This is a genomic window from Kitasatospora gansuensis, from assembly GCF_014203705.1.
GTDB lineage: Bacteria > Actinomycetota > Actinomycetes > Streptomycetales > Streptomycetaceae > Kitasatospora > Kitasatospora gansuensis.
Genome location: NZ_JACHJR010000001.1, coordinates 3683022 through 3698761 on the forward strand (window position 1 = coordinate 3683022; position 15740 = coordinate 3698761).

Genomic DNA, 15740 nt, shown 5'->3' on the forward strand with positions numbered 1-15740 from the left:
ATAAGCGCGCAGTAAAGTTGAGCGCAGCAGACTCATGCCTGTTGACGCACACGATCGGGTCGTGCATCCTTGAGCCTGTAAAGCTCAACTTCTTCATGGAGGTACCAACGATGGCACGCGCGGTCGGCATCGACCTCGGCACGACGAACTCGGTCGTCAGCGTTCTCGAAGGCGGTGAGCCCACCGTCATCACCAACGCCGAGGGCGCCCGGACCACGCCGTCCGTCGTCGCCTTCGCCAAGAACGGCGAGATCCTGGTCGGCGAGGTCGCCAAGCGCCAGGCGGTCACCAACGTGGATCGCACGATCCGCTCGGTGAAGCGCCACATGGGCACGGGTTGGAAGATCAACCTGGACGGCAAGGACTTCAACCCCCAGCAGATCAGCGCCTTCATCCTGCAGAAGCTGAAGCGCGACGCCGAGGCGTACCTGGGCGAGACGGTGACCGACGCGGTCATCACCGTCCCGGCGTACTTCTCCGACTCGGAGCGCCAGGCGACCAAGGAGGCCGGTGAGATCGCGGGCCTCAACGTCCTGCGCATCGTCAACGAGCCGACCGCGGCCGCGCTGGCCTACGGCCTCGACAAGGACGACCAGACCATCCTGGTCTTCGACCTCGGCGGTGGCACCTTCGACGTCTCCCTGCTGGAGATCGGCGACGGGGTCGTCGAGGTGAAGGCCACCAACGGTGACAACCACCTCGGTGGCGACGACTGGGACCAGAAGGTCGTCGACCACCTGGTCAAGGTCTTCCAGTCCGGCCACGGCGTGGACCTCTCCAAGGACAAGATGGCGCTCCAGCGCCTGCGCGAGGCCGCCGAGAAGGCGAAGATCGAGCTGTCCTCGTCCTCCGAGACCTCGATCAACCTGCCCTACATCACCGCTTCGGCCGAGGGCCCGCTGCACCTGGACGAGAAGCTCACCCGGGCCCAGTTCCAGCAGCTGACCGCGGACCTGCTGGAGCGCTGCAAGACCCCGTTCCACAACGTCATCAAGGACGCCGGCATCGCGCTGTCCGAGATCGACCACGTGGTCCTGGTCGGTGGCTCCACCCGGATGCCCGCCGTCGCGGAGCTCGTCAAGGAGCTGACCGGCGGTCAGGACGCCAACAAGGGCGTCAACCCGGACGAGGTCGTCGCCATCGGCGCCGCGCTGCAGGCCGGTGTGCTGAAGGGTGAGGTCAAGGACGTCCTGCTGCTCGACGTCACCCCGCTGTCCCTGGGTATCGAGACCAAGGGCGGCATCATGACCAAGCTGATCGAGCGCAACACCACGATCCCGACCAAGCGCTCCGAGATCTTCACCACGGCCGAGGACAACCAGCCGTCCGTGCAAATCCAGGTCTACCAGGGCGAGCGCGAGATCGCGGCGTACAACAAGAAGCTCGGCATGTTCGAGCTGACCGGTCTGCCGCCGGCCCCGCGTGGCCTGCCCCAGATCGAGGTCACCTTCGACATCGACGCCAACGGCATCATGCACGTCGGTGCCAAGGACCTCGGCACCGGCAAGGAGCAGCGGATGACCGTCACCGGCGGCTCCGCGCTGCCGAAGGACGACATCGAGCGGATGATGCGCGAGGCCGAGCAGTACGCGGCCGAGGACCACGAGCGCCGCGAGGCCGTGGAGACCCGCAACCAGGGCGAGCAGCTGGTCTACTCGACCGAGAAGTTCATCGCGGACAACACCGAGAAGCTGCCCGAGGACGTCAAGACCGAGGTCGAGACCGCGATCGGCGAGCTCAAGGAGAAGCTGAAGGGCGAGGACGTCGCGGCGATCCGCGAGGCCACCGAGAAGGTGTCCACCACCGCCCAGAAGCTCGGCGCCGCGCTGTACGCGCAGAACGACGCCGCGGGTGCCGCCCCGGCCGGTGACGCCGCCGGTGCCGCCAAGGACGACGACGTGGTCGACGCCGAGATCGTCGACGACGAGAAGCCCAAGGGTGGTGCCGCATGACGGAGAAGCCGCAGGGCGGCGAGCCCGGCGACGACTCCGCCGCCGAGGAAGCCGTGCTGAAGGCCGCCGAGGAGGCCGTCGCGGGCGCCGGTGCCGATGAACTCGCTGCTGCGAAGCGTGAGTTGACCGAGCGTACCGGTGACCTCCAGCGCCTTCAGGCCGAGTACCAGAACTACCGCAAGCGGGTCGAGCGGGATCGTCTGACGGTCCGTGAGATCGCGGTCTCCAACATCCTGGAGGCCCTGATCCCGGTGCTGGACGACATCGGCCGGGCCCGTGAGCACGGCGAGGTGACGGGCGGCTTCAAGTCCGTCTCCGACAACCTGGAGACGGTCGTCGCCAAGCTGGGCCTGCAGCAGTTCGGCAAGGAGGGCGAGCCCTTCGACCCGACCCTGCACGAGGCGCTGATGCACAGCTACTCCTCGGACGTCACCGAGGACACCTGCGTGCAGATCCTCCAGCCCGGTTACCGGATCGGCGAGCGGATCATCCGTCCCGCGATGGTCGCCGTCGCGGAGCCCCAGCCGGGCACCCAGAGCACTGCCGCGCCGGATGCCGACTCGTCGGACTCCGACAAGGCCGACGGTGCCACGGAGAGCTGACCGAACGAGCGCTGCGGAGTCGTCCGTCGTCCTGGACGACGGACGGCTCCGCAGCGCCGTGTCCGAACAAGCAACAGCGAACGACGCCGGGAGGTGGCAGCAGCCATGAGCGCGAAGGACTACGTGGAGAAGGACTACTACAAGGTCCTCGGTGTGCCCAAGGACGCCACCACCGCCGAGATCAAGAAGACCTACCGGAAGCTCGCCCGCGAGTTCCACCCCGACGCCAACAAGGGTGACGCCAAGGCGGAGGACCGGTTCAAGGACATCTCCGAGGCGTACGACGTCCTGTCGGACGACAAGCGCCGCAAGGAGTACGACGAGGCCCGCAGCCTGTTCGGCAACGGCGGCTACCGGGCCGGCGGCCCGCAGGGCGGCAGCTTCGACTTCGGCGACCTGTTCGGCAACAGCCCGCAGGGCGGTGGCGGGGTCGGCGACATCTTCGGCGGCCTGTTCAACCGGGGCGGCCGGCAGCCGCAGCCGCGCCGGGGCGCCGACGTCGAGACCGAGGTGACGCTCGCCTTCGAGGAGGCGGTGGACGGTGCCACCGTCCCGCTCCGGATGACCAGTCAGGCCGCCTGCCGGTCCTGCTCGGGCACCGGCGCCAAGGCCGGCACCACCCCCCGGGTCTGTCCGACCTGCGTGGGGGCCGGCACGGTCAGCCGGGGCCAGGGCGCGTTCGCGCTGTCCGAGCCCTGCCGGGACTGCAAGGGCCGCGGCATGCTGGTCGACGACCCCTGCACGGTCTGCCACGGCAGCGGCCGGGCCTCCTCGGCCCGCACCATGCAGGTCCGGATCCCGGCCGGGGTGCAGGACGGGCAGCGGATCAGGCTCAAGGCCAAGGGCGCCCAGGGCGAGCGCGGCGGCCAGCCCGGTGACCTCTACGTCACCGTGCACGTCGACACCCACCCGGTGTTCGGCCGGAAGGCCGACAATCTGACCGTCACCGTGCCCATCACCTTCCCCGAAGCCGCGCTGGGCGGCACCATCGAGGTGCCGACGCTGAACGGCCCTTCGGTCAAGCTCAAGCTCCCGGCCGGGAGCGCCAACGGGCTGACCATGCGGGCCCGCGGCAAGGGCGCCACCCGCACCGACGGCACCCGCGGCGACCTGCTGGTCACCGTGGAGGTCGTGGTCCCCAAGCACCTCGAGGGCGACGCCCTGGAGGCACTGGAGCAGTACCGCGAGGCCACCGCCTCCGACGACCCGCGAGCCGCCCTCTTCAAGGCGGCAGAGGGAGCGTGATGACCCGATGACCCCCGACAGCCCGATCGGTCCGGGACCCGGCCTCGGCGAGGGCCTCCCCGGCGGCCCCGGCCTGGGCCGCCCCCGCCCCGCCGCGACCCACTACGTCCTGACCGAGGACACCCCGGTCTACGTGATCTCGGTCGCCGCCGAGCTCTCCGGCCTGCACCCGCAGACCCTGCGCCAGTACGACCGCCTCGGCCTGGTCTGCCCCGACCGGACGGCCGGCCGCGGCCGCCGCTACTCCGCCCGCGACATCCAGCAGCTCCGCGAGGTCCAGCGGCTGTCCCAGGACGAGGGCATCAACCTGGCCGGCATCAAGCGGATCATCGAACTGGAGAACCAGGTCGCCGCCCTGCAGTCCCGGATCGGCGAGCTGGCCGACTCCCTGGAGGGCGCCGCCTCGGCGCTCCAGCAGCGGGAGGCGGCGGTGCACGCCTCGTACCGCCGGGACCTGGTGCCCTATCAGCAGGTGCAGCAGTCCAGCGCGCTGGTGGTCTGGCGGCCGAAGCGCTGACCCTGCCTCGTGACCTGAGCCGCCGGTACCCCCAGTCAGGGGGCTACCGGCGGCTCACGTGCAGTGGGAGAGTGCCGGATACCGACGGTTCGCTTTCGGCCGTAGCAGAACGGATACCGCGGCGGAAGCCTAAGATCCCCTCTGTACCCCATGTGTCCGCGACCAGCAGCCTGCTGAGCCAACTCCGAGGAGCCGCAGATGAGTGAGACGGCTGAGCCCGGCCTCACCACAGGCGGGCTGAACATCCTGTCGGCGGACGCCAGGGAGTTGTACCGGGCGGTGGTCCGATCCAAGGTCGAGCTGGCTCCGAGCGAGCTGCCCGCGGAGGCGAAACCGGCCCTGCAGGAGTTGCTGGACATGGGCCTGCTGGTACCGGACACCGACCATCCCGACGTACTGGTAGCGGTCGATCCGCAACAGCTGGCGGAGGGGCTCGCCGCCTCCTGGCAGCGAAAGGCGCTCAGTCTGCTCACCCGCGCGGTGGCCCTCCCGGCGGCGCTGAAAGACCTCACCGAGGAATTCCACACCCCGGAGCAGTCCGGCGGCACCATTGAGTACGTACGCGGAAAGGTGCTGATCAACCAGCGGCTCCAGCAGCTCACCAACAGCTGCTCGGAGGAATTCCTGGCCGCCCAGCCCGGCGGGCCCCGCCCGCCCGAGGCCCTCGCCAGCAGCATCGACCGCGACCTGGCGCTGCTCCGCCGAGGGGCGACCGCCCGCACCATCTACCACCCGAGCACCCGCTACCACGCCCCGACGCGCGACTACGTCGCCGCCGTCACCCAGGCGGGGGCCCAGGTCAGGACGTTGGACGAGCCGTACACCCGCATTCTCGTGATCGACCGGCGCACCGCGATCATCCCGGTCGCCGACGACCTGAGCCTGGCCGCCTTCGTCCACGACCAGGCCATCATCAGCTACATCGTGGCCGAGGTCTTCGAGCGCAACTGGAACCGCGCGATCGACTTCGACGGCGCCCGCGCCGTGCCCCAGCAGGTCGTCTCCCGGCTGCGGCAGACGATCATCGACCTGATGCTCAAGGGGACCAGCCACCGCGTGATCGCGCGCAGCCTGGGAATCAGCGAACGCACCCTGGCGCGGCACATCGCCGACATGCGCGAGGACTATCACGTCGAGTCGCTGTTCCAGCTCGGGTACGTGCTGGCACGGTCGAACTCGGCACAAGCCGAGGTCGAGGCACCCGGTTTCGAGTGATCGGTCCCCCGTTACCGATCACCGATCACGGATTCCATGGGGCTCAGGTCCAGTTGCTGTCCTCGAGAGCCACCACGGTGGTAACCCGTGCGCTCACGCTATTGGCAGGCTCATGCGAAGAAATGCTGTCGACGACCTGCCCGCCAACTGCGAGAACCCCGAGAGCGACCACAAACGACACCGCTATGCGGCGCACCGAACGGTAGAAGCCTGACACGCGACCACAACCTCCCCTAGCCCTGCGGCATCCAGAAAGTACCAATGAATAAGACAATCGCCCACATGATGCCGCAGAATGCGGCTTCATGTCACCAGAGGCTGGTCATCTCGGGTGCGTCATCTGCCTGCCATGCAGTGAGATGACACCACGGAGCAGTGGACGGGAAGAGAGCAACCGATGGACGATCAGTTCGCTCCCGATGCCCCGGCTTGATCACCACACTTGCCGGTGAACATTCAAATTGTCCGGCGTTAACCGCCGAACCACTGATCTTCCCCCAGCAGCCACCAAACACAGTCGGCCGGAGTGCAGCATCCCGACCGGCGAGCCCGGAGTCGACATGAGTGAGCCCTACCTGCGCAATCGCGCCGTTCAGACCCCCGAGGGTCGGCGCGCTCGGGTGTTCCTGGCCGCGCCGCTCATGCGGCTGACCGGGCCGGCCGACAGTGTGGTGACGCTGGCCAGCCGGACCAGGCTGACCACCCTGCGCTCCACGCTGCTGAAGAGCGGCGCCGCCGTGTACAGCGCGCACCACAGCGACGCCTGGACCGTGGCCGGCCGCGCGCCGGAGCCGCGGGTGCCCTCCGACTTCCGGGCGCTGCAGACGGCGGACCTGGTCTTCGCCTACGTCGGTGCGCCGCTCTCGGCCGGCGTCGCGCTCGAACTCGGCTGGGCCTCCTCGCTGCGCAAGCCGGTGGTGCTGCTGGTGGACGAGGCGATCACCCACAACCCGTTGATCGCCACCATCGAGCAGGTCGCCCCCGTCCTGCCGCTGGTGTTCGACGACACCTGGTCGCAGGACGCCCTGCGGCACACCGTGGAGACCGCGCTGGACTGGGCGGGCATGGCCCTCTCGCTCCGCGAGGGCTTCTGGACCGCGCCGACCGAGGCCTTCCCGAGCCCCCGCCAGGAGCCCCCCGTCTCCGGCTTCGGCTACTGGGCCCCCGGCGTCGCCACCGGCTGAGCGGATGGGTGGGGCGGTCAGCCCGCTGACACGCCCTCCGCCCCACGCATCTGCCAGCCCAGCTGGAACAGCGTCTCCGCGTCGTACCGCTCACGCAGTCGGGCGATGTGCCCGGCCACCGTGCGCTCGCTCAGCCCGAGCCGACTGGCGATCTTCCGCTGGGTCAGGCCCTGGGTGAGCAACTGCCCGACCTGCTCGTGCATCCGGTCGCCGACCACCTGCCAGCGGACCCGCTCGGCCCGCTCCCAGTCCCGTTCGAAGCCGCTGACCAGGAACGAGACCACGGCCGGGTCCTCCACGATGGCAGCCCTGGTGTGATCGGCGGAGGCCGAGATGACGGCCGTCGTCCGGTCATAGATCAGGATGCGGCTGAACGGCTCGTCCAGGACGCGCACCCGCGCGCCCCACTCGCTCACCATCGCCGCGTACTCCGCCGTCGGACCGTCCGTCCGGGCGGCGCCCTGGTAGAGCACGTGCAGCACCCCGCCGCCCTCGACGAAGCGGCGGGTCCGGTCCATCCCCACCCGGACCAGGTCCATCGGCCGGGCCCCGCCAGGGTGCGCGGCCAGCAGCTCGTCCCGGCGGTCGGCGTCGAGCTGGACGATCCTGGACCGGATCTGCTCCATGTCCTCGATGTGCAGCACCGTGCTGGTGCTCTCGATCCGGCGCGGCGCCGCGTCGTACGCCCGGGCCAACTCGCCCAGCAGATCCGGCACTTCGTCGGCCTGCCGGAGTGCGCCGGTGCCCGCCCTACGGAGTTCGGTGGCGCGCTGCTCGGCCACCGTCCGCGGGTTGACGGCCGTCAGCGTGGCGTCCCCCGTGTGGTGGATCAGCAGTCCGAGTTCGAGCAGCCGGAGCACGGTGGCGGCGTCCTGCTCGGCCACGTCGCGGAACAGCACCTTCCCGCCCTGCGCCAACACCTCACCGTAGAACGCCCGCTCGGCCTCACCCACCAGCACGGGCGCCCCGCATCTGCCAGCCAAGCTGGAACAGGGTCTCGGCGTCGTGGAGTTCGCGCAGCCGGGCGATGTGGCCGGCCACCGTGCGCTCGCTCAGGCCGAGCCGACTGGCGATCATCTTCTGGGTCAGGCCCTGGGTGAGCAGTCGGCCGACCTGCTCGTGCACCTGGTCGCCGACCGCCTGCCAGCGGACCCGCTCGGCCCGCTCCCAGTCCCGTTCGAAGCCGCTGACCAGGAACGAGACCACCGCCGGGTCCTCCACGACGGCGGCCCTGGTGCGATCGGCGGACGCCGGGATGACGGCCGTCGCCCGGTCGAAGATCAACATCCGGGTGAACGGCTCGTGCAGGATCCGCACCCTGGCCCCCCATCCGGTGACCGTCGCCGCGTGGCGGGCGGTGGGCTCGTCGCTCCTGGCCGCCTCCTCGTAGAGGACCCGGAGCGTGGCGCCCCGGGCCAGCAGGCGGTGCAGCCGCTCCACCCCGCCCTCCAGGTGCTCGACGGGGCGGGCGCCACCGGGCTGTGCGGCCAGGCACTCGTCCTGGCAGTCGGCTTCGAGCTGCAGCATCCGGGAGCGGATCTCCTCCATGTCCTGGATGTGCAGCACCCCGCCGACCCGCTCGACCTTGCGCGGTGCCGCGTCGTAGGCGCGGGCCAACTCCTCCAGCGGCGCCGGGATCTCCTCCGCCCGGAGCAGCATCCGGGTGCCGGCCGAGCGGAGGTCGGCGGCGAGACCTTCGGCGACGGTGCGGGGGTTGACGGCGGTGAGGGTGGCGTCGCCGGTGTGGTGGATCAGCAGACCGAGTTCGAGCAGCCGGAGCACGATGGCGGCGTCTTGGTGCGCCACGTCGCGAAACAGCACCTTCCCGCCCTGCGCCAACACCTCGGCGTAGAGGGCGTGTTCGGCCTCACCCGGCATCGGGAGGTCAGGCATCGCGGCCGCCGCGGAGCAGCCAGCCGAGCTGGAACAGGGTTTCGGCGTCGTGGAGTTCGCGGAGGCGGGAGATGTGCCCGGCGACGGTGCGTTCGCTGAGGCCGAGGCGGGTGGCGATGGTGCGCTGGGTGAGGCCGGTCGCGAGCAGGCGGCCGATCTGTTCGTCGACCGGGCGTTCGTCGGCGCAGGTGTCGGCGTCGCTCCACTTGACGCGTTCGGCGCGGGCCCAGTCGCGCTCGAAGCCGCCGATCAGGAAGGCGACCACGGCCGGGTCCTCGACGAAGGCGGCGCTGCTGTGGTCGGCGGCGGCCGGGACCACCGCGACGGTCCGGTCGAAGATCATCGCCCGCTTGAAGGGCTCACCCAACACCCGGACCCGCATCCCGAGTTCGCCGATCGCGGCGGCGTAGCGGACGGTGGACTGGTCGGTCCGGACGGACGGTTCGTAGAGCGCCCGGACGGTGCCGCCCCGAGCGGCGAACTCGTGGGCCCTGGCCACCGCGCGGTCGAGCTGGGCGGCCGGCAGCGGGCCGCCGGGCTGGGCGAGCAGGATCTCCTCCCGGGCGCCGGCCTCCAACTCCCGCATCCGGTGCACGATGTCGGCGGCGTCGTGCACGTGCCGGACCACGCTGGAGCGGACCGAGCGGCGTGGGGCGCTCTCGTACACCTTCGTCAACTCGCCGAGCAGGATGGGCAGTTCTTCGGCCTCGACCAGCAGTCTGGTGCCGGCGGAGCGGAGTTCGGCGCTGATCCGGGCGCCGACGGTGCGCGGGTTGACGGCGGTGTAGCCGAGGCCCTGGGCGCTGCCGATCAGCAGGCCGCTCGCCAGCAGCCGGGCCAGCGCGTCCTGGTCGGCCGTGGCGGCCATCGCCAGGGTGATCCGGCCGCCCTGGGCGAGGACGTCCAGGTAGAGCTCGCGTTCGGCCTCGTCCGGCAGCCGTACCTCGGTCACTTCGCCCTCCCCCGCATCTGCCAGCCGAGCTGGAACAGGGTCTGCGCGCCGTACTGCTCGCGCAGCCGGGCGATGTGGCCGGCCACGGTCCGTTCGCTCAGCCCGAGCCGGGTGGCGACCGCCCGCTGGGTCAGGCCGGCGGCGAGCATCCGGCCGACCCGGTAGGCGGCGGCCTGGAGCGGCGACCCGGTGCCCAGCCGGGACCAGTCGACAGTCTCGGCCCGGCCCCAGTCCCGCTGGTAGACCGCGACCAGGAAGGCGACCGCGGTGGGGTCGGAGATGAAGGCGGCCCGGCCGTGGTCGTCCGCGGCGGGCACCACGGCCACCGTGCGGTCGATGATCAGCATCCGCTGGAAGCACTCGTCCAGGATCCGCAGTTCCGAGCCCTGCTCGGACATCGCGACGGCGTAGTCGACCGTGGCGGGCTCGGTCAGCGCACCGGGCTGGTAGACGGTGCGGAGCCGGATGCCGCGCCGGCGCAGGGCCAGGTCCTGTTGCCGGGCCAGCACCAGGGTCTCCGGGTGCCGGGGGCCGGGCTGGGCGGCGAGCAGTTCGGTGCGGCACTCGGAGAGCAGTTCGGCGATCCGCTGCCGGATCTGCTCCCGGCCGTCGACGCAGGTGGACCGGGCGGGTTCGAGGACCACCCGCGGGGTGGACTCGTACGCCCGGGTGAGCCCGCTGAGCGCGTCGGGCAACTCCTCGGCGCGGAGCAGCAGTCTGGTCGCCGCCGAGCGCAGTTCGGTGCAGAGCCGCTCGCTGACCGAGCGCGGGCTGACGGCCACGTAGGTGCTGTCGAGGGCGTTGGGCAGCACCAGCCCGGAGTCGACCAGCTGGTCGAGGGCGGCGCGGTCGGCCTCGGGGAGCTCGGCGAACGGGAGCCGGCCGCCGTTGGACAGGATCGAGAGGTAGAGCTCGCGGGCGGTCTCGTCGGGGAGCTCCTCGGTGGAGGCCATGTGCGGTGCACCTCCTGCCGTCGCTCACCCATGGGTCCGTCCCGCCCATGATCCCCCAGGGATGATCCGACGCGTCCCCCGGAGCCCTGAGGCCCGGGGAACCCGTCGATCTCACGCCGGTCAAAGCGCTTCCAGCGAGGCGGAGCAGCAACGCCTCGCCGACTCCGGACCGGGGCCATCACCACACATGGCGATCCGGCCGGGGCTCCACTTCGTTGCACCGGCACGCGTACGTACCGGGGCACCCCCGTAGCGGAGCAAGTCGCCGTTCACGGGCTGCGGTTGCCCGGACGACCTTGGCGTGGTTCCACCCTCACAGCGGGGCGGCCGGTGAACAAGGGGCGCCCGACTGCATGTTCCCGCAAGTGCAGGAACCTGCAGTCGGTGCGGCCGGACGGGCCGTCAGGCCGCCTGCAGCCGGCCGAGCAGCCGGCCGTCGAGCAGGCCGCCCAGGGTACGCACCAGGGCGACCGCCCAGGCGGTGACCAGCAGCAGGTAGAGCGCCACGGCCAGGCCGGTGAAGCCGTCGAAGCCGGTGTGCCGGGCGAGACCTGCGGTGCCGGTGACCATGGTGCCGACCGGGAAGGTGAAGGCCCACCAGGTCATCGCGAAGGGCATCTCGGCCCGCAGCGCCCGCAGGTTGGCGGTGAGCGCCACCCCGAGCCAGAGCACCCCGAAGCCGGTCATCGCGACGCCGTACAGGATCGCGAAGCCGAGGGCGAGCCCGGCCAGCGCGGGGGCCACCGACTTGGCGGCGTCGGCCAGCTGGTTGACGGCGGTGGTGGACTGGCCGAGCGGGCCGAGCACCAGGAACAGCGAGGGGGTCAGCACCAGGGCGGGCAGCTTGCTGTGCACCAGACCGGCGAAGACCACCGGCAGCACCAGCAGGGTGCCGAGCAGGCTGGCGCCGAACAGGGCGTAGCAGCCGTACAGCATGGTGGAGCCGAGCGCGGCGGGCAGGTGCGGGATCAGGGCGGGGCCGAGCGCGGCGGCGACCATCGGGGCGACCACGGGGAGCAGCCAGGTGGGGTTGGCCTTGAGGGCGGAGACCCGGTGCCGGGTGATCATCAGGTACGGGATGCCGGCCGCCACCAGGACGGCGTAGAGGGTGCCGACGGTCCACAGCACCAGGTCGATCGCGACCGCGGCCTCGGTGCCGATCAGCCGGGAGCCGAGGGTCAGGGTGCCGAAGCCGACCGCGATCAGGGCCATCGGGGGACAGCCGTAGAAGACCGCGGTGGCGGGCTCGTCCAGCAGCTGTTCGCGGGCGGTGGCCCGGTGCTTGGTGAGGTGCACCGCGCGGCCGGTCACCAGGGCCGCCAGGGCGAGGAAGGAGAGCGCCCAGACCGCCTCGCCGAAGCCGATCAGGCCGGGGAGGTGGACCGGGAGGGCGCCGGCCGCGTTGGCGACGATCGCGGTGCCCATGACGGCGGCGTACCAGTTGGGGCCGAGCCGGCCGAGGTCGAGGCCGTAAGCGGCGGTGCGGGGTGCGGTGAGGGTGGCCATGACTCCACCGTGCCGCCCGGAACGATCATCCGGTAGCGCAGCGTGCCCTATGAGCACATAGCCTGACCCTATGCCCCTCTCCCCGCGTGTCCCCGAGCTCGGCGCCCTGGAACTGCTGCTCGCGGTGGCCAGGCTGGGCAGCGTCGGCCGGGCGGCGGCCGAGCTGGGGGTCAGTCAGCCCGCCGCCAGCGCACGGATCAAGGGCATGGAGCGGCAGATCGGGGTCCCGCTGCTGGAGCGCTCGCCGCGCGGCTCGCGGCCGACCGAGACCGGCCGGGTGGTGGTCGAGTGGGCCCGCAACGTGGTCGAGGCGGCGCAGGCGCTGGACGCCGGGATCGACGCGCTGCGCGAGCGCCGGGACGCCCGGCTGACCGTGGTGGCCAGCCTGACCGTGGCCGAGTACCTGATGCCGGGCTGGCTGCTGGCGCTCCATCAGGTCAGCCCCGACACCTCGGTGACCCTGCGGACCGCCAACTCGGCGGACGTCGCCGCCCACGTGCTGGCCGGGGACGCCGACCTCGGCTTCGTGGAGGGCCCGACCACCCCGCCCGGCCTGGGCGGCGCGGTGGTGGCGGCGGACCGGCTGGTGGTGGTGGTCGCGCCCAGCCACCCCTGGGCCCGCCGCCGTACGCCGCTGACCGGCGCCGAGCTGGCCGCCACCGCGCTGGTGCTGCGCGAGCCGGGCTCGGGCACCCGGGAGGTCCTGGAGCAGGCCCTGGCCCCGTACGGCGGAGCCGCCAAACCCCGGCTGGAGCTGGCCTCCTCGACCGCGTTGAAGGCGGCCGCGATGACCGGCGCCGGGCCGGTCTGCCTGAGCGAGCTGGCGGTCATCGAGGAGCTGGCCACCGGTCGGCTGGTGGCCGTCCCGGTGGAGGGGGTGGACCTGGCCCGGCCGCTGCGCGCGGTCTGGCCGGCCGGTCACCGCCCGGCCGGACCGGCCCGCGAACTGCTCGGCCTGACCCGGAAACGCTGAAGACCCTTACTCCGCAAAGTTGAGCGGGGTAGACTCAACTTGTCGAACAGTCCGCCTGTCATAGAGGAGGCCGCCCGCAGTGGACGCCAGCAAGTTCACCAGCAAGACCCAGGACGCCCTGTCCGCCGCGATCCGACAGGCCAGCGCCGCAGGAAACCCGGACGTCAAGCCGGTGCACATCCTGCTGGCCCTGCTGGAGCAGCCGGAGGGCATCGCCCGCCCGCTGCTCGAAGCGGTCGGCGCGGACGTCCCCGCCGTGCTCGCCGCCGCCCGGCGGCAGCTCACCGCCCTGCCCAGCGCGCAGGGCTCCACCGTCTCCGCGCCGCAGCTGGCCCGGGACACCATGGCCGTGCTCGCCGAGGCCGGCAAGCGCGCCGAGGACCTGGACGACCAGTACCTCTCCACCGAGCACCTGCTGGTCGGCCTGGCCGCCGAGGGCGGGCAGGTGGCCGACCTGCTCCAGCAGTACGGCGCCACGCCCAAGACGCTGCTGGCCGCCTTCAAGGACGTCCGGGGCAGCGCCAAGGTCACCTCGGCCGACCCGGAGGGCACCTACAAGGCGCTGGAGAAGTACGGCACCGACCTCACCCAGGCCGCCCGGGACGGCAAGCTCGACCCGGTGATCGGGCGGGACCAGGAGATCCGCCGGGTGATCCAGGTGCTCTCCCGCCGGACGAAGAACAACCCGGTCCTGATCGGCGAGCCCGGCGTCGGCAAGACCGCCGTGGTCGAGGGCCTGGCCCAGCGGATCGTGGCGGGCGACGTGCCGGTCTCGCTGCGCGGCAAGCGGCTGGTCTCGCTGGACCTCTCCGCGATGGTCGCCGGGGCGAAGTACCGCGGCGAGTTCGAGGAGCGGCTGAAGGCCGTGCTGAACGACATCAAGTCCAGCGACGGCCAGGTGGTCACCTTCATCGACGAGCTGCACACCATGGTCGGCGCGGGCGCCGGCGGCGACTCCTCGATGGACGCGGGCAACATGCTCAAGCCGATGCTGGCCCGCGGTGAGCTGCGGATGGTCGGCGCCACCACGCTGGACGAGTACCGCGAGCGGATCGAGAAGGACCCGGCGCTGGAGCGCCGCTTCCAGCAGGTCATGGTCGGCGAGCCGAGCGTCGAGGACACCATCGCCATCCTGCGCGGCCTCAAGGGCCGGTACGAGGCGCACCACAAGGTGCAGATCTCGGACGCCGCCCTGGTCGCCGCCGCCACCCTGTCCAACCGCTACATCACCGCCCGTTTCCTGCCCGACAAGGCGATCGACCTGGTGGACGAGGCGGCCTCCAGGCTCCGGATGGAGATCGACTCCTCCCCGGTCGAGATCGACGAACTCCAGCGCGCCGTCGACCGGTTGCGGATGGAGGAGCTGGCGCTGGAGAAGGAGTCCGACCCGGCCTCGGTGGACCGGCTGGCCCGGCTGCGCCGCGATCTGGCCGACAAGCAGGAGCAGTTGAGCTCGCTCAACGCCCGCTGGGAGCAGGAGAAGAAGTCGCTGAACCGGGTCGGCGAGCTCAAGGAGCGCCTCGACGACCTGCACGGCGCGCTCGAACGCGCCCAGCGGGACGGTGACTTCGAGCGCGCGTCCAAGCTGATGTACGCCGAGGTCCCGGCCGCCGAGCGGGAGCTCGCCGAGGCCCAGGAGCGGGCCCAGGACGAAGACGCCGGCGAGTCGATGGTCAAGGAGGAGGTCGGCCCGGACGACGTGGCCGACGTGGTCGCCTCCTGGACGGGCATCCCGGCCGGCCGGCTGCTGGAGGGTGAGAGCGCCAAACTGCTCCGGATGGAGGAGGAGTTGGGCCGCCGCCTGATCGGCCAGCGGGAGGCGGTGGGCGCGGTCTCGGACGCCGTCCGGCGGACCCGCTCCGGCATCGCCGACCCGGACCGGCCGACCGGCTCGTTCCTCTTCCTCGGCCCGACCGGTGTCGGCAAGACCGAACTCGCCAAGGCGCTGGCCGACTTCCTCTTCGACGACGAGCGGGCCATGGTCCGGATCGACATGAGCGAGTACGGCGAGAAGCACTCGGTCTCCCGGCTGGTCGGCGCCCCGCCCGGGTACATCGGCTACGAGGAGGGTGGCCAGCTCACCGAGGCGGTCCGCCGTCGCCCGTACAGCGTGGTGCTGCTGGACGAGGTGGAGAAGGCCCACCCCGAGGTCTTCGACGTACTGCTCCAGGTGCTGGACGACGGCCGCCTGACGGATGGTCAGGGGCGGACGGTGGACTTCAGGAACGCGATCCTGATCCTCACCTCCAACCTGGGCTCGCAGTACCTGGTCGACCCGACCACCCCGGAGGAGCGGAAGAAGCAGCTGGTGCTGGACACCGTCCGGTCCGCCTTCAAGCCCGAGTTCCTGAACCGGCTGGACGACATCGTGGTCTTCGAGCCGCTCGGCACCGCCGAGCTGAGCCGGATCGTCGACCTCCAGGTCGGCCTGCTGGGCGACCGGCTGCGCGACCGCCGGCTCACCCTGGACGTCACCCCGGCGGCCCGCGACTGGCTCGCCCTGACCGGGTACGACCCGGCGTACGGGGCCCGGCCGCTGCGCCGGCTGGTGCAGTCCGCGATCGGCGACCAGCTGGCCCGGGCGATCCTGTCCGGGCAGGTCCACGACGGTGACACGGTGCTGGTGGAGCGGGACGAGGACGCCGACCGGCTGACCGTCCGGGCCGAGCAGCCGACCGCTCCGCCGGCCAGGCACTGACCTCGTATTCGCGGCCCGGGTGCCCCCTGTGTCCCGGGCCGCGAATGAGG

The 15740-nt window shown here is 71.5% G+C and carries 13 protein-coding genes; 8 read left to right on the forward strand and 5 right to left on the reverse strand.

Features of this window, described 5'->3' with window-relative positions; genetic code table 11:
- Positions 1–110: 110 nt before the first annotated feature.
- The 6 genes from dnaK to F4556_RS16160 all read left to right on the forward strand — a co-directional run bounded on the left by dnaK (position 111) and on the right by F4556_RS16160 (position 6715).
- Positions 111–1952, forward strand: a complete 1842-nt coding sequence (gene dnaK, locus F4556_RS16135; protein ID WP_184916035.1) for a molecular chaperone DnaK — start codon at positions 111–113, stop codon at positions 1950–1952.
- Positions 1949–2554 (forward strand): nucleotide exchange factor GrpE, encoded by a 606-nt coding sequence (gene grpE, locus F4556_RS16140; protein WP_184916038.1) that lies wholly within the window; start codon positions 1949–1951, stop codon positions 2552–2554. Before dnaK ends, grpE begins: the two co-directional genes overlap by 4 nt.
- Positions 2555–2659: 105 nt before the next feature.
- Positions 2660–3799: a molecular chaperone DnaJ gene (dnaJ, locus tag F4556_RS16145; RefSeq protein ID WP_184916040.1), complete on the forward strand. Its 1140-nt coding sequence runs from the start codon at positions 2660–2662 to the stop codon at positions 3797–3799.
- Positions 3800–3806: 7 nt separating this feature from the next.
- Entirely contained in the window at positions 3807–4316 is a 510-nt protein-coding gene (locus F4556_RS16150; protein ID WP_246511030.1) for a heat shock protein transcriptional repressor HspR, read from the forward strand.
- A 198-nt stretch (positions 4317–4514) separates the two neighbouring features.
- Positions 4515–5531 carry a TrmB family transcriptional regulator gene (locus F4556_RS16155; protein WP_184916043.1) on the forward strand — a complete coding sequence of 339 codons (1017 nt, stop codon included), beginning with the start codon at positions 4515–4517 and terminating at the stop codon, positions 5529–5531.
- 560 nt (positions 5532–6091) lie between these two features.
- Positions 6092–6715 (forward strand): TIR domain-containing protein, encoded by a 624-nt coding sequence (locus tag F4556_RS16160; RefSeq protein ID WP_184916046.1) that lies wholly within the window; start codon positions 6092–6094, stop codon positions 6713–6715.
- A gap of 17 nt (positions 6716–6732) precedes the next feature.
- On the opposite strand, the gene F4556_RS16165 is transcribed toward F4556_RS16160, so the two are convergent.
- From F4556_RS16165 to F4556_RS16185, 5 genes are all read right to left on the reverse strand, one after another.
- A complete protein-coding gene (locus F4556_RS16165; RefSeq protein WP_184916049.1) occupies positions 6733–7674 on the reverse strand; it encodes a LuxR C-terminal-related transcriptional regulator in 942 nt (313 codons plus the stop codon).
- Positions 7661–8608 (reverse strand): LuxR C-terminal-related transcriptional regulator, encoded by a 948-nt coding sequence (locus tag F4556_RS16170; RefSeq protein ID WP_184916052.1) that lies wholly within the window; start codon positions 8606–8608, stop codon positions 7661–7663. The genes F4556_RS16165 and F4556_RS16170 overlap by 14 nt, the downstream gene beginning before the upstream one ends.
- Complete coding sequence (locus F4556_RS16175; protein ID WP_184916054.1) at positions 8601–9560, reverse strand: LuxR C-terminal-related transcriptional regulator; 960 nt, start codon at positions 9558–9560, stop codon at positions 8601–8603. Before F4556_RS16175 ends, F4556_RS16170 begins: the two co-directional genes overlap by 8 nt.
- Positions 9557–10513 carry a LuxR C-terminal-related transcriptional regulator gene (locus tag F4556_RS16180; protein WP_184916057.1) on the reverse strand — a complete coding sequence of 319 codons (957 nt, stop codon included), beginning with the start codon at positions 10511–10513 and terminating at the stop codon, positions 9557–9559. Before F4556_RS16180 ends, F4556_RS16175 begins: the two co-directional genes overlap by 4 nt.
- Before the next feature lie 402 nt (positions 10514–10915).
- Positions 10916–12019, reverse strand: coding sequence for a TDT family transporter (locus F4556_RS16185; protein ID WP_184916059.1), 1104 nt, complete (start codon positions 12017–12019; stop codon positions 10916–10918).
- Positions 12020–12089: 70 nt separating this feature from the next.
- Here F4556_RS16185 and F4556_RS16190 point away from each other — a divergent pair, with 70 nt between their 5' ends.
- Both F4556_RS16190 and clpB read left to right on the forward strand, forming a co-directional pair.
- The gene (locus F4556_RS16190; protein ID WP_184916061.1) at positions 12090–12992 is read left to right on the forward strand and encodes a LysR family transcriptional regulator; all 903 of its coding nucleotides are present in this window, start codon (positions 12090–12092) and stop codon (positions 12990–12992) included.
- Between the two features lie 79 nt (positions 12993–13071).
- Entirely contained in the window at positions 13072–15690 is a 2619-nt protein-coding gene (gene clpB / locus F4556_RS16195; RefSeq protein ID WP_184916064.1) for an ATP-dependent chaperone ClpB, read from the forward strand.
- The last annotated feature ends 50 nt before the right edge of the window (positions 15691–15740 follow it).